Source organism: Nonomuraea sp. NPDC049750, assembly GCF_040659625.1.
Lineage (GTDB): Bacteria > Actinomycetota > Actinomycetes > Streptosporangiales > Streptosporangiaceae > Nonomuraea.
In genome coordinates, this window is the sequence record NZ_JBFANB010000002.1 from 682,543 (window position 1) to 704,271 (window position 21,729).

Genomic DNA, 21,729 nt, shown 5'->3' on the forward strand with positions numbered 1-21,729 from the left:
ATCCGTGTCAACCCCGACCCGCGGTGAGGCGGCGAAGGCCGTACTCGATCGGGCCGTAACGATGGCTCCGCAGCCACCACCAGCTCAGCCCGAGCAGGAGCGCGTAGATCACCGCGGCCACGCCCATCACGGCGAGCGGCGACAGCTTGCCCGCCAGGGCCAGCCCGTAGCCGGTGAAGATCAGGCAGCAGAGCAGCGACTGCCCGATGTAGTTGGAGGCCGCCACCCGCCCGGCCGGCGACAGCACGCCGATGACGGCGGGAAAGCGCTTGAACACCTGGAGCAGAGTGACCACGTAGGCGGCCGTCAGCAGCACCGAGCCCACGTTGTTCACCGCCAGCGCGACCAGATCCAGCGCGTCCCCGGATGAGGACGACACCCAGGCGAAGAAGACCGCGGCGGGCAGGCCGACGCCGAAGCCCACCCACTGGACGCGCGGCACGAGATGGGCCCAGCGCGCCGGCTCCTCGAACAGCCGTGACCGGCCCGCCGCCAGCCCGAACAGGAACATCGCCATCGCCATCGGCCCCTGCCCGATCCACACCATCGCGGCCAGCGCCGGGTACGTCTCCACCTGGAACGACAGGAAGCTCAACGGCCCGCCCGTGACCAGCGCCTCCGCCCGCGCCCCGGCCGCCGCGTCGGTCACCGCCGCCGTGCCGGCCGCCGTGCCCGTCGCCGGGTCGAGCAGGGTCAGCCCGGCCAGCAGCAGCCAGATCACCGACATGACCCCGATGATGGCGCAACCGGTGACGACCGCCTTCCTGGGCGAGATGCCGCGCATCGCCAGCAGGATCACCCCGAGCGTGGCGTACAGCGTGAGGATGTCGCCGATCCACAGCAGGAACCCGTGCAGCACCCCGATCACGAAGAGCCCGAGGCAGCGTCGCAGCATCCTGGCCTTGACGTCGACCCCGTCGCGCGTCTGGAGCGTGAAGGAGTAGCCGAACAGGAAGGAGAACAGGATGTAGAACTTCGTCAGCACCAGCGTGCTGATGAGGTACGCGACCGGCCCCTCGGTGATGGGCATGATGCCCGTCCCCACGGCGTAGCCGGGATCGGCGAAGAACCCGATGTTCGCCACCAGGATGCCCGCCAGCGCGAACCCCCGGACCGCGTCGATCTCGTGCACGCGCCGTGAGCCCGGCGCCTCGGTCAGAGTCATGATCCTGACGCTAGAGACGCCGAGCTCCCCGGCACATCGATCCTTGGCAGCCTCCGACACCGACCAAAGTCGCTGGATCCCAGAAACTTCAGCTCCGACGGACCGTCTTCCACTGCTCCTCGGGAGGGGGCGTCCTTCTTAGGACCTCAGCTCCGACGGACCCTGCTCCCCCGGAGGGGGTGTCCCTCCTAAGGACCTCGGCCCGGACGGACCGTCTTCTTCTGCTCCCCCGGAGGGGGTATCTCTCCTTAGGACCTCATCCCCGGACGGACCGTCTCTTTCTGCTCCCCCGGAGGGGGTATCTCTCCTTAGGACCTCATCCCCGGACGGACCCTCTCTTTCTGCTCCCCCGGAGGAGGTATCTCCACAGAAGGACCCCAGCCACCACGGACCGTCACATACTCCGAGACGGTCGCGTGACGAACCGCCTGGGACCATCTAGTTGACAGTCACACTCCGCAGCAGGTTGTTGTACCCGGTGGCCGCCTCCCAGACGTTGTCGTTCGCCAGCCGGATCGAGTACTCCGGACGCGACGACAGCTGCGGGTCGGGCAGGTCGAGCAGCAGCGCGTACGTGCCCGCCGGCATCCCGGCCGGCAGCGTCACGCTCTGGTCGATGGTCGCCGTGGCGCCCGCGAGCCAGAGGCGGGGGTTGGCGTTGAGCGGGAAGCGGTACACGGCCGACGTGGCGGTGTTCCGCAGGACCAGCGCGACGTCGCGGGGGTTGAAGGGCGCGGCCCAGCCGTCGTTCCTGATCGTGAGGCGCACCGGCAGCGCGCCGCCGTGGGTCGACGTGCTCGGGTACGTGCCGGTCTGCAGGGCGAAGCGGTAGCCGAGGCGGCGGGTGATCCCGGGCAGGCAGCCGCCGGTGTTCCAGCCGTTGATGACGTCGGGGTGGTAGTCGGTGTTCAGGTACGACCAGTGGAACAGCGACATCTCGCTCATGGCGGTGGGGCAGCTCGAACGCGGCGGGTTGGCGCCGCAGGTCTCCCCGCCCATCGGCAGGTAGGCGGTCTCGGCCTGGAGGTAGGGTATTCGACGGCGGTGTTCTCGTAGGTGCCGTAGTCGTCGGGGCTGGCCAGGAAGCAGTCGTTGTGGTGCCCGACCCGGGCCTGGGCGGAGCCGTCGTACGCCTGGGCGGGTGTCAGCGCGGTGGTGCCGTACATCGTGCGCGGTGTTGACCACCAGCGGCCAGAACAGGTCGTTCCACGACCACAGCAGCACCAGGACGCCGAGGGCGACCAGCCCCGGCCTGGCCAGCGGCAGCATGATCGACCAGTAGATCCGCAGCGGCCCCGCGCCGTCCAGCCGGGCCGCCTCCTCCAGCTCGCGGGGCAGGCCGAGGAAGAACTGGCGCAGCAGGAAGACCCCGAACGCGCTGAACACGCCCGCTTGTCGGTGGAGAAGCTCGGCGCGCTGGGCGAGAGCCCTTCGCTGAAGTGGCTGCGCGCGGTCTGCCAGGCGATGCTGCCGCGCATTGACCTGCCGGAACTGCTGCCGGAGGTGCACTCCTGGACCGGGTTCCTGGACGCCTATGTGCACCTGGCCGACATCTCCACCCGCATGCACGACCTGCCCCGATCCCTGGTCGCGCTGCTGATCAGCGAGGCCTGCAACGTCGGCCTCACCCCGGTGATCAAGGACGGGGACGAGGCGCTGACCCGTAGCCGGCTCTCGCACGTCGACCAGAACTACGTGCGGGCCGAGACGCACGCCGCCGCGAACGCGATCCTGATCGAGGCCCAGCGCGGCGTGCCGATCGTGCAGCTGTGGGGTGGCGGGCTGCTCGCCTCGGTCGATGGGCTGCGGTTCGTCGTCCCGGTACAGACGATCAACGCCGCCCCGTCGCCGAAGTACTTCGGCTACAAACGCGGCCTCACGCTTCTCAATGCAGTAAATGATCAGGTGATGGGGATCGGGCAGATGGTCGTGCCCGGCACACCGCGCGACTCCCTCTACACCCTGGACACCCTGATCAACATCGACGCCGGCCCGCAGCCCGAGGTCGTCACGACCGACCAGGCGTCCGATTCGGACACGGTGTTCGGCATCTTCTCCATGCTCGGCTACCGGTTCGCGCCACGCTTCGCGGACCTGGGCGACCAGCGGTTCTGGCGCGCCGACCTGCCGGACGGGACGGCGCCGGCGTACAGGCCGCTGGAGGCGATCGCCCGGAACAGGATCAACCGGCAGAAGATCCACTCTCAGTGGTCGGACATGACCCGGGTCGCCGGATCGCTGGTGACCAACCAGGTGCGCGCCTACGACCTGCTGCGCATGTTCGCCCGCAACGGGCGGCCCACCCCCTTGGGCAGGCGTTCGCTGAGTACGGGCGGATCGACAAGACTCTCCATCTGCTCAGCATCTTGGACCCGATCGACGACACCTACCGCCGCAAGCTGAACAGGCAGCTCACCGTGCAAGAGTCGCGGCACCGGCTCGCCCGCAAGATCTGCCACGGTGGCAATGGCCAGATCCGCAAGGCATACCGTGAAGGACAAGAAGATCAACTAGCGGCGCTTGGTCTCGTCGTCAACGCGGTCGCGCTGTGGAACTCGAAGTACGTGTCGGCCGCGGTCGACCGGCTGCGCGCCGCAGGCGTCTCGGTCAAGGATGAGGACGCCGCCCGGCTGTCCCCGCTCGGCTGTCCCCGCTCGGCCACGCCCATCTCAACGTCCTGGGCCGCTACTCCATCTCCTCCTCCGCCTCGGCCGAGGGACTGCGGCAGCTCGGCGAGATCCCTGACCTCCCCGACGGTGGCGGCGTGAACGAGGAGGGGGTGTAGACCCCCGGGCTCGCGGGCCACGACAAGCGTCCTGGTCCCGATGCTTACCTCGCAAGCCCGGTGTGCGGGCCGGCGTGGTGGAGCGCTGACGCCGCCTGCGGTCACGGCGCGCGGTCGGCTAACGCGGCGTGACCAGGCGGGCCTCGTAGGCGGCGATGACGAGCTGAGCGCGGTCGCGGGCGTTGAGCTTGGCCAGCAAACGGCCGATATGCGTCTTCACGGTCCCGGGACTCACCTGGAGCTGCACGCTGAGCTCGGCGTTGGACAGTCCGTGGGCGACCAGGGTGAGCACCTCGCGCTCCCGGTCCGTCAACGTGTCGAGCCCGTGAAAGGGCTGCTGGACTGGCTGGCGTACGAACTCCGCGATCAGTCGGGTGGTGACGGTCGGCGCGAGCAGCGTCTCACCCGACGCCACCACTCGGATCGCCTTCAGGAGGTCGTCCGGAGGCGCGTCCTTGAGCAGGAATCCGCTGGCACCCGCCCGCAGCGCCGAATAAACGTACTCATCGAGGTCGAACGTGGTCAGGATGAGCACCCGGGTGTCCCCGGCGATCTGCCCCGTCGCGGTGATGCCGTCCATCTCGGGCATTCTGACGTCCATGAGCACCACGTCGGGTGACTCTGTACGTGAGAGCGCCACCGCCTCCCGCCCGTTGCCCGCCTCTCCGACCACGGTGAGATCGTCCTCCGAGTCGATCAGCAAGCGGAAACTGCCGCGCAGGAGCGCCTGATCGTCGGCGATGAGCACCCGGATCACGAGCCTCCTCCTGCCGCACCCACCCCGACCGAGCCCGGCCCAGTCCGCGGACGCCCTGTCCGGACCCGCCGACTCCGCTTCCTCCGGCTCACGCTCGTGATCCTCGTCATCACGTCCATCATGACCGATCCGCGCCTACCGCTCGCATCACGTCGACGCTTTCTCGGAACGCCGGCCGTGCGTACCTCCATGCGCCACTGCGGGGTTGTGCCGAATGGCCCGCCGTTCGCGCACGCCCGCGCACCGCCGGAACGCCCGGCGCTGCCCCCTGTCCCTCCGTCGAAGTCCCAGGCGGGTCAAGGGATCTCCCATGACGCGTGCACGCCGAACCCCGTTCCCGGGAGCGGGCCGGCCTCGAAGGTGCCGCCGTACAGCAGGGTCCGTTCGCGCATCCCCGCCAGCCCGTGCCCACCTGGCGGCCCCGGCAGCACCCGCTGCCCAGACCCGTCGTCGACCACGGAGATCCGCAACCTCCCATCGGCGACCGACACGCTGGCCTGGCAGTGGGCGGGAGCGGCATGCTTGACGACGTTGGTGATCGCCTCCTGGACGATGCGGTAAACGGCCGGTGCCATGCTGTCGGGCACGGTTCCGTCCACCGACAGGTCGATCTGCACGCCGGCCTCCGCCGCCTGGCGCGCCAGGGACGGCAGGTCGGCGAGCCGGGGGAGCGGCGCGTTGTCGGGCGCGCTGCCGGGTGCGCGCAGCGTGCCGAGAAAATGGCGCATCTCCGCGAGCGAGCCGCGCCCGATCTCCTCGATGGCCCGCAACGCCTTGCGCCCTTCCTCCGGATGCTTGTCCAGGACCTTGGCCGCCACCCCCGCCTTGACGGTGATCACGCTCATCGAGTGGGCGACGACGTCGTGCAACTCGCGCGCGATCCGCAGGCGCTCGTCGGCCGCCGCCTGCTCGGCCTGCCTCCTGGCCTCGCGGGCGGCGAACTCGCGGCGGGTGCGCGCCGCCGTGCCGAGACTCCAGCTCGCTGCGAGGACCAGCCAGGCCGTACCGAGGATGAAGACGGGGTCGGGCCAGCCGTTCGAATATTGTGCTGGACCCGGCATCGAGACCAGCAGCGAGCCTCCGTTGATGAGCAGGCCCGACACCAGGGCGATCGCCGATCGCCGCACCGGCCGGCCGGTCGCCACCGGGTAGATGGCCAGGGCCACCACTGCCGTCGGCATCAGCCGGTTGGCCTGCAGCGCGAGCACGGCGATGCCGATCAGGAGCGCACTGTAGTAGGCGGGCTCCGGCCATAACCGCCGCACCGCCACGGGCACCGCGAGCAGCCAGCAGAGCGCCATGGTCACGGCGTTCGTGGTCAGCTCCGGCGGACTCGCCGTGGACGCCAGCGCGAGCAGCACCGCGACCACGGTGTCGGCCAGGATGAGCAGCCAGGGTGGAGGCCGTCGGGCGAGCAGATTCACATCCCGACGTTATCGAGGAACGGCCGGGGGCGAATCGGAGCACGGGCCGTCGGACCAGGGTCGTACTCCGCGCACGTACGCCCGTACCGTATGACCCTGGTCCGATCCCAAAGATCGGATCAGGCTCCGATGTGCCGCCCGCCGCCGTACAGCATCGTTGCCGCCATGAACCGACGCAGACTCATCGCCCTGTGCCTGGCGGCCTGTCTCGCCGTGCCGCTTGGCGGTATCGCGCTGGCCTCGGCGCAGGCCCACGGCCTCGTGTGGAAGGACTGTGGTGACGGCCTGCGATGCGCCGAGCTGGTCGTTCCTGTGGATTGGGCCGACCCGGGCGGGCCCAGAACCTCGGTGCACGTGGCCAAACTGCCCGCGACGGGCAAGAGCGTCGGGTCGCTGATCGTCAATTTCGGAGGGCCCGGCACCAGCACATCGGTACTCAGGCGGAAAAACCAGCCCGACGCTCCGGCGGAGTCGCCGATCCTGCTCGATGAGTTGCAGAGGAGCTTCGACGTCATCGCCATCGATCCGCGCGGCATGTCGGAGCCCGCGAGCGGCAATAGGGTGAGCTGCGCGGAGCCCGACGCCTCCGTCTACGGACTGCTCCTGGCCAGGACGAAGCAGGACTGGGACGCCCACGCCGCCAAGAACGCGGCCCATCAGGCGAGCTGCCGCATCATGGCCAAATCGGCCTGGCGCGGGATGACGGCATGGAACGTGGCCCACGACATCGACGCGCTGCGCGCCGCGCTTGGCCAGGACAAACTTATCTACGCGGGCAACTCCTACGGCACCGTCTACGCCCAGGCCTACCTGGAGCTGTTCCCGCAGCGGGTCGGCCGCATGTACTTCGACGGCACCGCCGATCACACCCAGCAGGAGTTCGAGCCCTGGATACGCAACTACGCGCTCACGCAAGAGCGCCATCTCACCCGCTTCCGCGACTGGTGCGCCCGCCGCACCGACTGCGCCCTGCACGGCAGGGATGCGGGCAAGGCGTGGGATGAGCTCGTTGCCAGGGTGCGCCGCGTGCCACTGCCGGCGTCGGCCGGCCGGACAGTGCATGAGGGGCAGCTGTACGCCGGCGCGATCAAAGGCATGAATCCGGCACTCTGGCCCCAGCTTGCCACCGCCATCCGTAAGGCCCTCGACGGCGACGCCGGCGACTTCCTGCAAGAACTGCTCCCGGATGAGGGCGGCGCGTCCGTGAGCCAAGACTCCTTGTGCAACGACTTCATGCCGAAGCTGCCGACGTACGAGGAGTTCCAGGGCATCGAGGCCAGACTCCGTGAGATCGCGCCGAGGTTCGGTTGGCTTGAGGGACGCTTCGAGCTCGGGCGGTGCTGGGGGCGCAGCGGCGGCGCGTCCTGGGCGCCGCACCCGTTGCGCGTGAAGGACGCCCCGCCGATCCTCGTCGCGATCGGGGAGCTCGACAACAACACCAATTATCGCGGGCAGGCGCACGTGGCCGAGCAGATCCCGTCCGCGCGTGTCCTGTGGCACGGCGACGGCCACGCGTCGTGGGCGCGGAACATCTGCCTGCGGCGGCACGTCCGCGCCTACCTGACCACGGGGGAGTTGCCCGCGCCGGGCACGCGCTGCCCGGCCGAGATCATCCAGAAGGTGGGGAAATGATCGAGGTCACAGAACTGACGAAGCTGTACGGCTCCACCCGCGCGGTGTCCGAGCTCACGTTCGACGTCAAACCCGGACAGGTCACCGGCTTCCTCGGGCACAACGGCGCTGGCAAGTCAACCACCATGCGCATGATCCTCGGCCTCCACACGCCCACCTCGGGCAGGGCGTTGATCAACGGCGTCCGCAAACACGACCTGCGCGACCCCATGCGCGAGGTCGGCGCCATGCTCGACGCGGCCGAGGTGCAGGGCGGGCGCAGCGCGTTCGCTCACCTGCAGGCGCTGGCGTACGCGGGCGGGATCGGGCACCGCAGGGTCGTGGAGGTGCTGGAGGAGGTCGGCCTGGCCAACGCGGCACGCAAGCGGATCGCCGGATTCTCCCAGGGGATGCGCCAGCGCCTCGGCATCGCGGCGGCCCTGCTCGGTGACCCGGGCGTGCTCATCCTCGACGAGCCGGTCAACGGCCTCGACCCCGACGGCATCCGCTGGCTCAGGACACTGCTCAGATCCCTGGCCGCCGAGGGGCGCACCGTCCTGCTGTCGAGCCACCTGATGACTGAGATGTCCCTCACCGCCGACCGGCTCATCATCATCGGCCAGGGCCGGCTGATCGAGGACACCACGACGACGGACCTGCTGGCCCGCTTCCAGAGCGGCGTACTGGTCCGATCACCCCACGCGGCCCGCCTGTCCAGGGCACTCGAAGCGGCCGGCGCAACCATACGCCCCGCTCAGGACGCCAACGCCGGTGAGGAGCCGGTGCCCGGTGGGCCTGCGGCGGCTGGAGCCGATACGCGCCCCGTGCGGGATGCCATCGCCGGAGCGGAATTGCTGGTGACCGGCCTGACCGCAGCCGCCATCGGCGACATCGCCCTGGCGAACGGCTGTGCCGTTCACGAGCTGGTGTCGCGCCGGACATCACTGGAGGAGGCCTTCATGGAGATCACGCAATGATCAACCTCGTCGCATCGGAATGGCTCAAGCTACGCTCGCTCCGAGCCACCTACTACGTCCTGGCCTCCACGCTCTCGGCCCTTGCGCTCACCGGCTTCGCCGCCTACTCGATCTCGCACTACTTCGACACCAACGGCCCCGGTGGCGATCCCGTCGGCACGGGTCTCAGCCTCAGTGCCGACATTCCGCCTGTGCTGTTCGGCATGCTGGGCGTGTTCGCCATCTCCGGCGAGTACGCCACCGGCATGATCAGACTCACGCTGACCACGATCCGGAGCCGGTGGACGCTCCTTCTGGCCAAGGCCGTCGCGGTGGCCGCCATGGCCGCTGTCGCGGGCCAACTGCTGGCGTTCGCCACCTACTTCACCGCACAGGCCGTGGTGGCCGGGCGTCCGATCGGCGCCTCGTTCGCCGAACATGCGGCCCTGGCCGAGGTGCTGTCCACCGGCGCCGGCTCCGCCGTCGCCGCGGTGCTGGGACTGGGCCTGGCCACGGTCCTGCGGTCGACACCGGGAGCGCTCATCGCGCTGGTCGTCCTCCCGCTGTCCCCGACCGTGCTCGAGCGCTTCCTCCCAGCTCCGTGGAACGACTGGATCAGCTCCCTGACGATTCCGTCGCTGGCCAGGCAACTGGCCGCCGTACCCGACGCAGGAGCCTTCGGCCCCTCAACGGCCGCCGTCATCCTGGTGGGTTACGTCGTGGTGTCCCTCCTGCTGGCAACCCTGGCGATCAATCACCGCGACGCCTGACCGAACCCTTATGGGCGGCCATGTACGTGGAAAGGACAGCCATCACGTGCATGGCCGCTCGCCGCTTCGCTATGGCCGGGGCTGCGCCCGAGGTATGTGGCGTGAGTGTCATGCCGAGGAGGCGGCCGTCGGGCTGACCTCGGTGGTTCCCTTCCTGCTCGCCTCCCGCCTGCGCGAACTGGGCGCCGAGCACGTGCCAGGCCCCGACTTCCAGCCGCAGGTGATCCGCGACGGCCGCCTGGTGACCGGCCAGAACCCCGCCTCCGCCATGGGTGTGGCCGAAGCCGTCGTGTCCGCCCTGGCCGACGTCCCCTCAGACACCGGCACGGCACCCGTGAACCCCACGGACATCACCGTGCGGACCAGCGACGGTCCCATGGGTGGATACCTCGCTCGCCCCGCCGGGGACGGCGTTCATCCGGCCGTCATCGTGGCCCACCAACTGTTCGGGCTGACCGAGGACGTGCGCGCGGTCGCGGACCGGATCGCGGGCATGGGGTACGTGGTGCTGGCCCCCGACTACTACCACCGCGCCGACCCGGGTGTGGAACTGCCGGCCACCGACGAGGGCCGCGCACGCGGGTTCGAACTGATAGCGACGCTGAGCCGTACAGGAGTGCTGTACGACACCCGCGCGGCCGCCGACTACCTCGCGGCACGCGACGACACGAGCGGCGCGGTCGGCATGGTGGGCCTGAGCCTGGGCGGCCACCTGGCCTACCTGGCCGCCACCCAACTCGGCTTCCCGATCACCGTGGTCCTGTACGCGGGCTGGCTGACAGGCACCGACATCCCGGTGAGCGGCCCGGAGCCCACGCTCGACCTGACCCCGGGCATCAAGGGCAAGCTGGTGTACATCGTCGGCGACCGCGACCACGCGATCATCGAAGAACAACATGCGGCCATCGCCGAGCGTCTTCAGGCCGACGGGATCAGGCACGAGATGGTCGTCCTGGCGGGCGCCCCACACGCCTTCCTGGCGCAGGAGGACTCGCCGTACCACGCCGAGACCTGGCAGCGCATCGAACAGGCCCTCGCCGACGAACTGGCCTGAGCCGTCCCGAGCAGCGGGAGAACCCTCGAGTAGCATCTGTCGTGCGGGCCGAGCGACATTTCTACTGGTCACGAGGGGTGTAACGGGTGAACGGCGTAAGGGATCCCGAGGCCGAGATCCGGGCTCGGCTCCAGGAGCATTGGGCGGCCTCCGAACGCGGCGATGTCGACGCCGAGCATTCGATCTACGCCGCGGACGCGATCCTGGACTACCCGCAGTCAGGCGAGCGCTTCAGAGGCCGGGCGAGGATCCAGGCGCAACGAGGCGGGCACCCGGCCGAACGCCACTTCACCATCCGCCGGATCCTGGGCGGCGGCGACGTTTGGGTGAGCGAGTGTGTGATCACCTATGACGGCGTGCCCACACACTCGCTCAGCGTCATGGAGATGACCGATGGTCTCGTGACGCACGAGACCCAATACTTCGCCGACCCCTTCCCCGCGCCTCCCAGCCGGGCCGCGCTGGCTGAGCCGATCCCGGTCCGCGACCACTAAGAAACGCACGCCCGGCCTCTTTGGCCTGGCCGGGCGGGACCACCCCCCTCGATCGATCGGCGGTCTCGCTCGGCCAGGTCGCGTAGCCGTCTCCCCGGACGATGGGCCGTTCGCGGGGTCAGGCCGCGACAGGTGAGTACGCGGCCGCGTCCCCCTTCAGCACCGTGCTGGTCCGTCCGTCCACGTCCACCGGGACGTCGCCCGCGATCGTGACCCGGTGCAGGCGGCGCGGTTGGTCGCCGAAGTCGTGCACGACGCGGTGCTGGGTGGCGCGGTTGTCCCAGATGGCCACGTCGCCGGGCGCCCATCGCCAGCGGACGGTGTTCTCCACCTGGGTGACCTGCTCCTGGATCAGCTTGATGACCGAGGCGGAGGGCTGCGCCGACAGCCCGGTCAGCCGCTTGGCGAAATCGCCCAGCAGGATGGCCCGCTCGCCCGTCTCCGGGTGGACGCGCACCACCGGGTGCTCGGTCTCGTAGACGGTGGCGGCGAACACCTCGGCGTACTCGCGGGTCCGCGCGGGATCCTCCGACGTCGCGATGCGCGCGTAGTCGTACTGGTTGGTATGTACGGCCCGCAGCCGGTCGAGCAGGTCGCGCAGCTCGGCCGGCAGGTACTCGTAGGCGGCCACGGTGTTGGCCCACAGCGTGTCGCCACCCGCCGGGGGAATGGTGATGGCGCGCAGGACCGAGGCGAGCGGCGGCCGGTCGACGAACGTGACGTCGGTGTGCCAGCGGTCGACCTTGTGCCCCTTGCGATAGTCGAGGTCGAGGATGTGCGCGTTGTCGTCGAGAGCGGGCACGGTGGGGTGCGCGGTGGTCAGGTCGCCGAGCAGCCGGGCGAAGGCGACCTGCCGCTCCTCGTCCAGGTGGTCCTGGCCGCGGAAGAAGAGCACCTTGTGGGCGAGCAGCGCGAGGCGGATCTCGGCGACGACGTCGGCGGGCAGGTCGCCGCCGAGCCGTACACCGCCGACCTGGGCGCCGATCCGGCCCGCTACGGGGTCGATGTGCAGGGTTGACATGGATGTGGTCCTTCCGGGAGATGGGATGTCGGCCGATCAACGGAAGGACGGACAGAGCGCGCTGGCCACGCGGCAGAAGTCCACGTGACCTCGGATGGTGAGAACCATGGGCGTCACGGTTCTCACCGTAGATCGAGGACATTCCTATAGTCAACACAACAGGTAGGAAATAAGTGTTTTAGCATTTCGTGCAATCCGCATGTGGTGCTGACGCGAATAAGGGGTGACTTCTTCGGGAGGAAGCGATGCGCGCTATCGAGCCCCTGCGTACGGGTGACCCACGCCGGCTGGGCGTCTATCGGGTGATCGGCCGGATCGGCAGAGGCGGCCAGGGTGAGGTGTACCTCGCGGAAGCGGACGGGCCGGACGGGCCGACCGGGCCGACCGGGCAGCGTGTCGCCGCGAAACTGCTGAACGCCGGGTCGTGGGACGACGAGCGCGCGCAGCGCATGTTCATGCGCGAGGTGGCGCTGGCCAAACAGGTGGCCCGATTCTGTACGGCCCAGGTGGTGGACGCCGGGATGCTCGGCGGTCAGCCGTACTTGATCAGTGAGTTCATCGACGGGCCCTCCTTGGCCGAACGGGTGGCGAAGGACGGACCGGTCATCGGGGGCGCGCTGGAGCGCCTCGCGATCGGGACCGCCACCGCCCTGACCGCCATCCACCAGGCCGGCATCGTGCACCGCGACTTCAAGCCGGGAAACGTGCTGATCGGTCCCGACGGTCCACGCGTCATCGATTTCGGCATCGCTCGTGAGGCGGACACCACGGCCACGGCGACCAGCCAGATCATGGGCACGCCCGCGTACATCTCGCCGGAGCAGCTCGCGGGCTCGCCAGCGGGCGCCCCCTCCGACGTCTTCGCCTGGGGTGTGACGATCGCGTTCGCGGCCATGGGGAAGGCGCCGTTCGGGCAGGACTCGATTCCTGCGGTGATCAACCGCGTGCTGAACGATACGCCCGATCTGTCCCCGATCCAGCTGCCGTTACGCGAACTGGTGGAGCGATGCCTCGGCAAGGACCCGGCGACCCGGCCCACCGCGCAGGAGCTCCTGCTGACGCTGCTCGGGGGTAGGTCGGGCGACCTCAAGGCCGCCGCCGACCTCGCCCCACCCGCCTCCTTGTCCGTCACCCCGTCCGCCGTCCCGGCCGCTGCACTGTCCCCAGCCCTGCTTGCCGTCCCGCCTGCCGCCCTGTCCGCCGAGCCGCTGACTGAGCCGCCCCCCGGGCCGTCCGCGGGGTTGCCCACTGAGGCGCCCGCCGGGCTGCCTGCCGAGCCGTCCGGGGGGCCGTCCGGGAGCGCCCGGCCGGGGCGTCGCGTGGCGCTTACTGTGGTCGCCGCCTTGCTGGTCGGTGCCGGTCCTGGCCGGGTTGCGGCAGAAGGACGCGACGTCCAGACTCCGGCAGGCCGGGCTGATCCCCGGAAAGCTCACCCCGGACTGCTCCACCGGTGGCCCACCCGGCAAAGTCCTGCGCGCCGCCCTACGGCCGGGCACGAGCACGGTCGACCTGGTGATGAGCGCGACCCGCGCCCGCGTGCCCGACGCGCGCGGCTGGCCCCTCGACGCGGGAAAGGCGGCCGTGGAGAAGGCCGGCTTCACGGTGAAGGTCGGCTACCGGAAGGGACCCGACTGGATCGGCAAGGTGGCGGCCCTGAGCCCGTCCGCCGGAGCGTCCGCGTGCACCGGCACCGAAGTGGAGATGTCGATCGGCGTCAAATGACCGGCATCAAATGATCGGCGTCAAGTGACCAGCGACCACCGGCGTTGCGGCAGAATTCAGCCATGCGCGTCGAGGAGCTGTCCGCGGCCGAGCGCCGGGTGTGGGAGGCGTTCCCCCGGGGCGAGCTGGTCGACTTCCGCACCGGGAAACCGGACGAGGACGACCCGGCGACCGGCGCGAGCTGGGGCCCGGAGCGGACGGTCCGCGCCGGAGTGATCACCGAGCTCCTCCTGCGGGAGGAATCGGCGCGGTTACCGGCCCTGCGCCTCAAGGGCGCCCGCGTCACCGAACTCCTGGACCTGGCCCACGCCACCATCGGCCACCCGGCGCGGTTCCTCTCCTGCGACTTCGAGCAGGTGCCGCGCCTGTACTGGGCCCGCTGCCAGCAGCTGAGCTTCACCCGGTCCCGGCTGCCCGGCCTGTCGGCGTCGAACGCCCAGATCGGTGGTCACCTGAGGCTGGAGAGCTGCCTGTTCACCGGGCGGGTGGAGCTGCGCGGCGCCCACATCGCGGGCAGCCTCACGCTCGACCACGCCCGGGTGCGGGCGCCGGGGCTCGCGATCGACTGCGACCGGCTCCAGGCCGACCGTGGGATCGCCGCCATCGAGTTGCGGGCCGAGGGCCACGTGCGGCTGTCCAACGTCAAGGTCGGCGGTGCGTTGATCATGGACGACGCCCGGCTGACCGCGACCGACCGGCACGCCCTGACGCTGGACGGCCTGGTCGCCGACGGCAACGTGTTCTGCCGGTGCATGACGGTCACCGGGATGATCAGCCTGCGCAACACCCGCGTCACCGGGCCCTTCGCCCTGACCGGCACCACCATCGACCACCCGGGCGAGATGGCCTTCCGCGGCTCGCGGATCACCGCCGAGGGCGGCCTCTACCTGGGCGGAACCTTCTCCGCCAACGGCACGGTACGGCTGGCGGACTCCCGCGTCGACCGTGAGCTCAACCTGACCGGCGCCCGCCTGGACAACCCCGGCGGCGACGCGCTCCAGGCAGAGGAGATCCAGGTCGAGGGCACGATCGAGGCGCGCGGGCTGACGGCGCGCGGTCGGGTCGACCTGTCCCAGGCCCGCGTCACCGGATCTCTGCGCCTGGCCGGCGCCGACCTCTCCGCCCCGGGCGAGGTGGCGCTGGACGCCGACGGCGCCTCCATCGGCGGCGCGCTGGCCTGCGTCGACGGGTTCCGGTCCGAAGGCGTGGTACGGCTGGTCGACGCCTCCATCGGCACGATCGCCGACTTCAGCGGCGCCCGCCTGAGCAACGATCCCGGCGGCAAAACGCTGGACGCGGCCGCGGCGACCATCGGCAGCGGGCTGTTCTGCGGGCGTGGCTTCACCTCCGACGGCGAGATCACGCTGATCGGCACCCAGGTCCGCCGGCACGTGTACTTCAACGACGCCACCCTCGCCAACCCCGGTGGCCGGGCGCTGGCGGCCTGGCAACTACAGGCCAGTGAGCTGTACCTACGCCCGAAGTCGGCCCCCGAAGGCGCTGTCGACCTGCGGCACGCCCGCATCGGAGTGCTGCGCGACGACCCCGACACCTGGTCACCGCGCCGACAGGACGGCCTGACGTACGAGGCACTGGATCCCACGCTGCCCGCCGCCCGCCGGCTGGCCTGGCTCGAAGAGGGCGCGGAGGAGTACGTGCCGCAGCCGTACGAGCAGCTGGCCAGCACCTATCGGCGGCTCGGGCACGATGAGGAGGCCCGCACGGTGCTGCTGGCCAAGCAGCGGCGGCGGCGCGCCACGCTCCGCAGGCCCGCCCGCGCTTGGGGCGTGCTGCAGGACGTCACGGTCGGCTACGGCTACCGGCCGCTGCGCGCCGCCGCCTGGTTCGTCGCGCTGCTGGTCGTGGGGGCCACGGTGTTCGCGCTCGATCGGCCGCCGCCCGCCGAGGCGGGCAAGGGGCCGGTGTTCAACGCTGTGGTGTACGCACTGGACCTGCTGTTCCCGTTGATCGACTTCGGCCAGGAGAAGGCGTTCCAGCCGGCCGGCGGCGCTCAGTGGGTCGCCTATGGCCTGGTGCTGGCGGGCTGGATCCTGGTCACGACCATCGTCACCGGCATCACCCGGGCCCTGTCCCGCCAGTGAGCCGTCACGGGACCATGAGCGCCTGCCACGACGGCGGCATGTGCGACCACCTCGATCCCAGAGAACGCTCCTCGCCGCGCAGGATCTGGTTCATGACGACGCCCTTGCCGCCAGCAGTGATCGCGATGGTTTCGGCGAGCACCACCTCCAGCGGGAACTCGCCACCGGTCAGGCCGAAGAGCTTGTCTCGTAGGGTCGCCAGCACCTCGCCCGGCGGGTCGGCGCTGGGCACGACGTGCACCTGTACCAGGACCGCCGGTCCTGAATCCCAGAAAAGACGCCGACGTCGGGGGGCTACCCGACCCCATTTTCACGCCTGCGCGGCGTCACCACAGGGCTAGGGGGACTGATCCGAAAATCGGCCAGTAACCGGGCACCCGGCGGCAAGCCCTGGTGGATGACTAAGCGGCTAAAGCGAGTGCCGCAAGTTCGCATCCTGCCGGGGGTACCCTTCGGATCAAACATGTGGGCCGCATCGCGGTGAAGGCCAGCACCGATCGGTCACCTGCTGACGGGCCGGCGGCCGGGGCACCCCTGGCAGTCGCTAGGGCTGGGAGACCTGCTTCTCCACCCAGTCGAAGACGCCGTGCAGAGTTTGCTGGTGCCGCTCTGGGCCGAAGATGTTGAGGAAGCCCGGAATCGGGTTGACCTCGAGGATGATGTAGCCGTCCTCGGTCGGCAGGATGTCGAGCCCGGCCAGCGTGATCCCCATCACTCTGGCCGCGCGCACTGCCAGTTCCTGGAGTTCGGGGGGTGCCTCGAAGTATTCGAAGCTCGCGCCTTCCAGGGTCTTGCACCGCCACGACCCGGCGGCCGGCAGCTTCAGCATGTTGATGGGCGTGACCTCGCCGGCGACGGTGATGCGGTACTCGCCGTACTGGGTCGGATAGTACGGCTGGCACACCAGCGTGCCGTATCTGGCGAGCAGTTCCTCGACCACGGCCGTCTGCGTGGGGAAGTCGGTGACGCGCTCGACGTCGACGCCGCGGTACCCGAAGGAGGGCTTGACGATGGTCGCGCCCCACTCCTTCCACGCGGTCTCGACCTCGGCCAGGGTGACGGCCGAGCGGACGGGGGGCGTCGGCAGGCCGGCCTCGGCCAGCTTCTGCGCGGTGAGGAACTTGCTGTAACCGCGCACCCACACCTCGGCGGGGTCGAACAGACGCAGGCCAGGGACCTTGCTGAGCAGGGTCAGCCGCTCCACGCGGTCCTGCCAGTCATCGCCGTACAGCTTGGCCCTGGAGATGATGGCGTCGAAGGACTCGGCGTCGTGCCCGCCCACCTCGATGTTAAGGCCGCCCTTGGCCCCTGGGGTGTAGGCGAGCTCCTCCAGCGTGAACAGGGCCATCTCGTGCCCCCGTTCCCTACCCGCCTCCACCAGACAGGGGGCGTCGGGATCCATCTCGCCGTAGTCCCAGCCGAGCACGCCGATCTTCACGGTGTCCCTTCCCCCAGCGCTCCGTGACAGGTGTGTGATCGATCATGGAGCCTGTACCCGCGGCCGTGGGCATGTCAAGCGCTGCCATGAGATCAGCCACTTAATCGGTCCTACCGGAAATATCAAAACATCTCCTTCTTCGGTGGGATAAGGGCTAGGTTTCATCTTCAGCATGATCTTCATTTGACGGGGGAAGGCGCGCGAAGATGTCTATCTGGGAGACTTTGGCGACCCCAGCCCCGCCGACCGCAGCCCGCTACCGCGCGGCTGGCTGGTGGCGGGATTCCACTTTTCTCGATGATCTCGCTGACGCCGCCAAGCGGCGTCCGGACCATCAGGCGATCATCAGTTACGAGGGCGGTCAGCCGGCCAGGACCCTGACCTACGCCGAGCTGGCGGACACCGTCTCGCGCTTCGCGGGCGCGCTGCGCGAACTGGGTGTCGGCCCCGGTGACGTGGTGGTGCTCTACCTGCCCAACCTGTGGATGCTCACCCCGCTCTACCTGGCCTGCAACCGGATCGGCGCGGTGAGCTCACCGGTCATCCCGGTGCTCGGGGGGCGCGAGCTGGCCCACGTCCTGCGGGCGAGCTCGGCCAAGGTCGCCGTGACCGTCGACTCCTTCGACGGCGTCGACTACGCGGCCCGTCTGGTGGAGGCCGCACCCGAGACTCTCCAGCACCGGGTCGTGGTGGGCGACGCCGCGGCCACGGGGGCCGTCGACTTCGAGGAGTTCTTCGTCCACACCGAGCACGACCCCGGCGACGCGGTGCCGCTCGGCCCCGACGACCCGGCGCTTCTGCTGTACACCTCGGGCACCACGGGCACGATGAAGGCCGTCGTGCACAGCCAGAACACCGTCTACGCGGCCGTCAGGGCGGTGTCGGAGCCGTACGGGCTGACCGCGGACGACGTGATCTCGATTCCCAACTACCTGACCCACATGGCGGGGATGAGCTACGCGGTCTACATGCCGCTCCACCTGGGCGGCACCTGTGTGATGCAGGACACCAACACCGACATGGAGCTGCTGCTCGACCTGATCGCCGCCCATCGGATCAGCTGGGCGTACTGCGCGCCGGGCTACCTGGTGAAGCTCCTGGCCGCGCAGCGCGAGAACCCGCGAGACGCGGCCAGCCTCAACCGGATCGTGTCCGGCTCGGCACCGATCCAGCCGCAGCTGATCACCGACGTCCGTGAAGTGTTCGACATCCCGCTGCACGCCCTGTGGGGCATGACCGAGAACGGCGGCGTCACCGTCACCAGGCCGGACGACCCCGAGGGCTGGGCCGCGCACAGCGACGGACGCTCGATGCCGTGGATGGAGATCAAGGTCGTCCCCGATCCGGAGGCCGAGGAAGGAGCGGGCAGACTTCTGGTCCGCGGCGCCTCGCAGTGCCTGGGCTACCTGGGCCAGCGCGAGCTGTACGAGGACTGCCTGGACACCGAGGGCTGGTTCGACACGGGCGACCTGGCCAGGGAGGACGGCCGCGACGGCATCCGGATCACCGGGCGCAGGGTGGACCTCATCACCAGGGCCAGCGGCCAGAAGGTCTCCACGCTGGAGGTCGAGGCGGTCCTGCTGCGCCACCCCGCGATCTCCGAGGTGGTCCTGGTCGGTTACCCGGACCCCGCGGTGCCGGGCGCCGACCTGGTCTGCGCCGTGGTGGTGCCCGACGGGCCGCCGCCCAGCCTGGAGGCGCTGCGCGACCACCTGGCGGCCGAGAAGATGGCCAAGGTGCTGTGGCCCGACAGGGTCCAGTTCGTCTGGCAGCTGCCCAAGAACTCGCTCGGCAAGGTCCTGCGCCAGCCCCTGCGCGAGCGGCTGGAGATCGCCGCGTCCCCTAGACGATGACCCGGAATCTGGAAGCGGGACGGCGCTCACGCGCCGTCGCCCTCTGGATCATCTCGGTCGCGCAGCTCATGTTCCTGCTGGACGCGACGATCGTGAACGTGGCCCTGCCCGGCATCCAGGCATCGCTCGGCTTCTCGGGCTCGGGCCTGGAGTGGGTCGTCACCGGCTACTCCCTCACCTACGGCGGGCTGCTGCTGCTGGGCGGGCGTGCCGGTGACATCCTGGGCCGCAGGCGGCTGTTCATCGCCGGTCTCGTCCTGTTCACCGTCGCGTCCCTGCTCGGCGGGCTGGCGACCGAATCGTGGTGGCTGCTGGCGTGCCGTGCCCTCCAGGGGGTGGGAGCCGCCGCGGCGTCGCCCGCGGCGCTGTCGCTGATCGCGACGACGTTCCCCGAGGGGCCGGAGCGGGACCGGGCGGTGGGCGTCTACTCGGCGGTGGCCACGGCGGGCGGCGGGGTGGGGCTGCTCGCGGGCGGCGTGATCACCACCTACCTGTCGTGGCGCTGGGTGATGTTCGTGAACGTCCCCTTCGGTGTGTTCATCGTCATCGCCGCGTTACGGGTGCTGACCGAGACCGAGCGGGTGCGCGACCGGTTCGACCTGGGGGGCGCCCTGACCGGCACCGCCGGGGTCACCCTCCTTGTGTACGGCCTGATCAACGCGGCCACCGACCAGGCGGGAACCGCCCACTGGGCCGACCCGGACGTGCTGGTCACGGTCGGGGTGGCCGTGCTGTTGATCGCCTCCTTCGTGGCGATCGAGCGGCGCAACCCGCACGCGCTGGTCCCGCTGCGGCTCTTCACCGACCGGGTCAGGGCCGGCATCTACATCGTGCAGATCCTCACCAGCACCGCCATGTTCGGCATCTTCTTCTTCCTCACGCTCTTCCTCCAGAAGGTCTGGGACTACACCCCGCTGCAGACCGCGGTGGTCTACGTGCCGCTGACCGCCCTGCTGATCTTCGGCGCTCGGTTCAGCTCGCGGCTGGTCGCCAGGACGGGGGCGCGGAACCTGGTGATCGGCGGCCTGGCGACCGCGGCGGCAGGCATGGCCTGGCTGTCGCAGATCGGGGACTCCACCGGTTACCTCACCGGCATGCTCGTTCCCACGATCCTCGCGTACGCGGGGCTCGGGCTCACCGCCGTCCCGCTCACGCTGTCGGCCCTGTCGCGGGTGCCGGCCGAGGACTCGGGGGTCGCCTCGGGAGTCTTCAGCGCGGCCAGGCAGGTCGGCGGAGCGATCGGCCTGGCGGTCCTGGGCACCGTGGCCTGGGCGGCCGCGGCCGCGGTCACGGGCCCCACGCCGAACGACCGCTCGCTCGCCGACCACGCGCTGGCCGTGGGCGCGGGGCGCGGTTTCGCCGTCGCGGCGGGCATCGTGGTGCTCGCCCTGCTCATCGCGGCCCTCACCATGCCGCGTGGGAGATCATGAACGAGTTCGTCGTCATCGGGGGCGGTATCGCGGGGGCGGCCGCCGGTTACTTCTTGGCCCCGCACGGCCGGGTCACCCTGCTCGAAGCCGAGCGAACCCCCGGCATCCACTCGACGGGGCGCTCGGCCGCCTGGTTCTCCGAGTACTACGGAGGCGCCGAGGTGCGCGCGCTGACCGCGGCCAGTCGCACGTTCTACGAGGCCCCGCCGCCCGGGTTCGGGAACGCCCCCCTGCTGAACCCGCGCGGCGCGCTCGTCCTGGTGCCGCCGGACGCGGGCGAGGAGTTCGACCGCGCGATGGCCGACGGCGCTGTCGAGGTGAGCCCGGACGAGGCGCGAGAGATGTGCCCGGTGCTGCGGCCGCACGAGCGGGCGCTGTTCCGGCCGAGGGCCTGCGACCTCGACGTAGCGGCCGCTCACCAGGGGTTCCTGGCCGGGGTCCGGCGGCGCGGCGGCCAGGTGGTGACCAGCGCGAGAGTGTTGGCGATCGAGCCGGTTCCCGGCGGCCGGCGGGTCGAGACGACCGCCGGCGGCTTCACGGCAGTCCACGTGGTCAACGCCGCCGGGGCGTGGGCCGACGAGGTCGCGGACTTGGCCGGGGTCGCCCCGATCGGGCTGCGGTCGTTGCGCCGTACCGCCGCGCTGGTTCCCGGGCCGTCCGGGCACGACGCGGCGGCGGTGGCGTCCTGGCCGATGGTCACCGACCTGGCCGGGACCTTCTACGCCAAGCCGGAGTCCGGCGGGCTGCTGCTCTCGCCTGCCGATTCCACGCCGATGCCGCCGGGCGACCCCCGTCCCGACGACCTGGACGTCGCGCTGGCGGTCGCCAGATTCGAGGAGGCCACCACCGTCAAGGTCACGCACGTCACCCACCGCTGGGCGGGCCTGCGCAGCTCGGTCTCCGGTGACGTACCGGTGATCGGCGAGGCGCCCGGCGACCCCGGATTCTTCTGGCTCGCCGCTCTGAGCGGATACGGCATCCAGGTCGCCCCAGCGGCGGGGTTGCTGCTGTCCGCGCTGGTCACCGGCACGCCACCGCCAGAACTGGCGGCCTGCGCCCCGGCGCTGGCCCCCGCATCCACCGCCAGGACTTCCTGATCCAGCCGGCACCGGCACAACCGGTGCCGCCCTGGCCCGCCACACCCCGT

At 70.3% G+C, this 21,729-nt stretch carries 17 protein-coding genes and 1 pseudogene; 11 read left to right on the forward strand and 7 right to left on the reverse strand.

From position 1 onward, the window contains the following. Window positions 1–7: 7 nt before the first annotated feature. Together AB0J16_RS08330 and AB0J16_RS08335 are read right to left on the reverse strand one after the other, a co-directional pair. Window positions 8–1,165 carry a DUF418 domain-containing protein gene (locus tag AB0J16_RS08330; protein WP_358535950.1) on the reverse strand — a complete coding sequence of 386 codons (1,158 nt, stop codon included), beginning with the start codon at window positions 1,163–1,165 and terminating at the stop codon, window positions 8–10. A 438-nt stretch (window positions 1,166–1,603) separates the two neighbouring features. Then, a complete protein-coding gene (locus tag AB0J16_RS08335) occupies window positions 1,604–2,551 on the reverse strand; it encodes a DUF4832 domain-containing protein (protein ID WP_358535952.1) in 948 nt (315 codons plus the stop codon). A 75-nt stretch (window positions 2,552–2,626) separates the two neighbouring features. Here AB0J16_RS08335 and AB0J16_RS08340 point away from each other — a divergent pair. Continuing rightward, window positions 2,627–3,950 (forward strand): annotated as a pseudogene (locus AB0J16_RS08340) (transposase); the annotation flags it as partial. Between the two features lie 118 nt (window positions 3,951–4,068). Here the strand turns inward: AB0J16_RS08340 and AB0J16_RS08345 are convergent. Together AB0J16_RS08345 and AB0J16_RS08350 are read right to left on the reverse strand one after the other, a co-directional pair. After that, complete coding sequence (locus AB0J16_RS08345; RefSeq protein ID WP_358535954.1) at window positions 4,069–4,707, reverse strand: response regulator transcription factor; 639 nt, start codon at window positions 4,705–4,707, stop codon at window positions 4,069–4,071. Window positions 4,708–5,003: 296 nt separating this feature from the next. Then, a complete protein-coding gene (locus AB0J16_RS08350; RefSeq protein WP_358535956.1) occupies window positions 5,004–6,131 on the reverse strand; it encodes a sensor histidine kinase in 1,128 nt (375 codons plus the stop codon). A gap of 165 nt (window positions 6,132–6,296) precedes the next feature. On the opposite strand from AB0J16_RS08350, the gene AB0J16_RS08355 reads away from it, so the two are divergent. From AB0J16_RS08355 to AB0J16_RS08375, 5 genes are all read left to right on the forward strand, one after another. Further along, window positions 6,297–7,763, forward strand: coding sequence for an alpha/beta hydrolase (locus AB0J16_RS08355; RefSeq protein WP_358535958.1), 1,467 nt, complete (start codon window positions 6,297–6,299; stop codon window positions 7,761–7,763). Then, a complete protein-coding gene (locus tag AB0J16_RS08360) occupies window positions 7,760–8,719 on the forward strand; it encodes an ATP-binding cassette domain-containing protein (RefSeq protein ID WP_358535960.1) in 960 nt (319 codons plus the stop codon). The genes AB0J16_RS08355 and AB0J16_RS08360 overlap by 4 nt, the downstream gene beginning before the upstream one ends. Then, complete coding sequence (locus tag AB0J16_RS08365; RefSeq protein ID WP_358535962.1) at window positions 8,716–9,468, forward strand: ABC transporter permease subunit; 753 nt, start codon at window positions 8,716–8,718, stop codon at window positions 9,466–9,468. The genes AB0J16_RS08360 and AB0J16_RS08365 overlap by 4 nt, the downstream gene beginning before the upstream one ends. A 94-nt stretch (window positions 9,469–9,562) precedes the next feature. Then, window positions 9,563–10,522 (forward strand): dienelactone hydrolase family protein, encoded by a 960-nt coding sequence (locus tag AB0J16_RS08370; RefSeq protein ID WP_358535964.1) that lies wholly within the window; start codon window positions 9,563–9,565, stop codon window positions 10,520–10,522. 86 nt (window positions 10,523–10,608) lie between these two features. Continuing rightward, complete coding sequence (locus AB0J16_RS08375) at window positions 10,609–11,016, forward strand: nuclear transport factor 2 family protein (protein WP_358535966.1); 408 nt, start codon at window positions 10,609–10,611, stop codon at window positions 11,014–11,016. A 118-nt stretch (window positions 11,017–11,134) separates the two neighbouring features. On the opposite strand, the gene AB0J16_RS08380 is transcribed toward AB0J16_RS08375, so the two are convergent. Continuing rightward, complete coding sequence (locus AB0J16_RS08380; RefSeq protein WP_358535968.1) at window positions 11,135–12,037, reverse strand: TauD/TfdA family dioxygenase; 903 nt, start codon at window positions 12,035–12,037, stop codon at window positions 11,135–11,137. 245 nt (window positions 12,038–12,282) lie between these two features. On the opposite strand from AB0J16_RS08380, the gene AB0J16_RS08385 reads away from it, so the two are divergent. Together AB0J16_RS08385 and AB0J16_RS08390 are read left to right on the forward strand one after the other, a co-directional pair. Beyond that, the gene (locus AB0J16_RS08385) at window positions 12,283–13,773 is read left to right on the forward strand and encodes a serine/threonine-protein kinase (RefSeq protein WP_358535970.1); all 1,491 of its coding nucleotides are present in this window, start codon (window positions 12,283–12,285) and stop codon (window positions 13,771–13,773) included. A 48-nt stretch (window positions 13,774–13,821) separates the two neighbouring features. Next, complete coding sequence (locus AB0J16_RS08390; RefSeq protein WP_358535972.1) at window positions 13,822–15,861, forward strand: hypothetical protein; 2,040 nt, start codon at window positions 13,822–13,824, stop codon at window positions 15,859–15,861. Between the two features lie 4 nt (window positions 15,862–15,865). Here the strand turns inward: AB0J16_RS08390 and AB0J16_RS08395 are convergent, their stop codons facing one another. Beyond that, a complete protein-coding gene (locus AB0J16_RS08395; protein ID WP_358535974.1) occupies window positions 15,866–16,093 on the reverse strand; it encodes a hypothetical protein in 228 nt (75 codons plus the stop codon). 312 nt (window positions 16,094–16,405) lie between these two features. After that, on the reverse strand, window positions 16,406–17,299 hold the full coding sequence (locus AB0J16_RS08400; RefSeq protein WP_358535976.1) for an ATP-grasp domain-containing protein: 894 nt from the start codon (window positions 17,297–17,299) through the stop codon (window positions 16,406–16,408). A gap of 206 nt (window positions 17,300–17,505) precedes the next feature. Here AB0J16_RS08400 and AB0J16_RS08405 point away from each other — a divergent pair, with 206 nt between their 5' ends. From AB0J16_RS08405 to AB0J16_RS08415, 3 genes are read left to right on the forward strand one after another with little or no spacing between them, the layout of a single operon-like run. Continuing rightward, complete coding sequence (locus AB0J16_RS08405) at window positions 17,506–19,152, forward strand: AMP-binding protein (protein WP_358535978.1); 1,647 nt, start codon at window positions 17,506–17,508, stop codon at window positions 19,150–19,152. After that, window positions 19,149–20,582 carry an MFS transporter gene (locus AB0J16_RS08410; protein ID WP_358535980.1) on the forward strand — a complete coding sequence of 478 codons (1,434 nt, stop codon included), beginning with the start codon at window positions 19,149–19,151 and terminating at the stop codon, window positions 20,580–20,582. Before AB0J16_RS08405 ends, AB0J16_RS08410 begins: the two co-directional genes overlap by 4 nt. Beyond that, entirely contained in the window at window positions 20,579–21,679 is a 1,101-nt protein-coding gene (locus tag AB0J16_RS08415) for an FAD-binding oxidoreductase (protein ID WP_358535982.1), read from the forward strand. Before AB0J16_RS08410 ends, AB0J16_RS08415 begins: the two co-directional genes overlap by 4 nt. Window positions 21,680–21,729 lie beyond the last annotated feature (50 nt).

Coding starts and splice junctions, on each gene's coding strand:
- AB0J16_RS08330 (WP_358535950.1), bottom strand. CDS start 1,165: ATGACTCTGACCGAGGCGCCGGGCTCACGGCGCGTGCACGAGATCGAC.
- AB0J16_RS08355 (WP_358535958.1), top strand. CDS start 6,297: ATGAACCGACGCAGACTCATCGCCCTGTGCCTGGCGGCCTGTCTCGCC.
- AB0J16_RS08360 (WP_358535960.1), top strand. CDS start 7,760: ATGATCGAGGTCACAGAACTGACGAAGCTGTACGGCTCCACCCGCGCG.
- AB0J16_RS08365 (WP_358535962.1), top strand. CDS start 8,716: ATGATCAACCTCGTCGCATCGGAATGGCTCAAGCTACGCTCGCTCCGA.
- AB0J16_RS08370 (WP_358535964.1), top strand. CDS start 9,563: ATGTGGCGTGAGTGTCATGCCGAGGAGGCGGCCGTCGGGCTGACCTCG.
- AB0J16_RS08380 (WP_358535968.1), bottom strand. CDS start 12,037: ATGTCAACCCTGCACATCGACCCCGTAGCGGGCCGGATCGGCGCCCAG.
- AB0J16_RS08385 (WP_358535970.1), top strand. CDS start 12,283: ATGCGCGCTATCGAGCCCCTGCGTACGGGTGACCCACGCCGGCTGGGC.
- AB0J16_RS08390 (WP_358535972.1), top strand. CDS start 13,822: ATGCGCGTCGAGGAGCTGTCCGCGGCCGAGCGCCGGGTGTGGGAGGCG.
- AB0J16_RS08405 (WP_358535978.1), top strand. CDS start 17,506: ATGTCTATCTGGGAGACTTTGGCGACCCCAGCCCCGCCGACCGCAGCC.
- AB0J16_RS08410 (WP_358535980.1), top strand. CDS start 19,149: ATGACCCGGAATCTGGAAGCGGGACGGCGCTCACGCGCCGTCGCCCTC.
- AB0J16_RS08415 (WP_358535982.1), top strand. CDS start 20,579: ATGAACGAGTTCGTCGTCATCGGGGGCGGTATCGCGGGGGCGGCCGCC.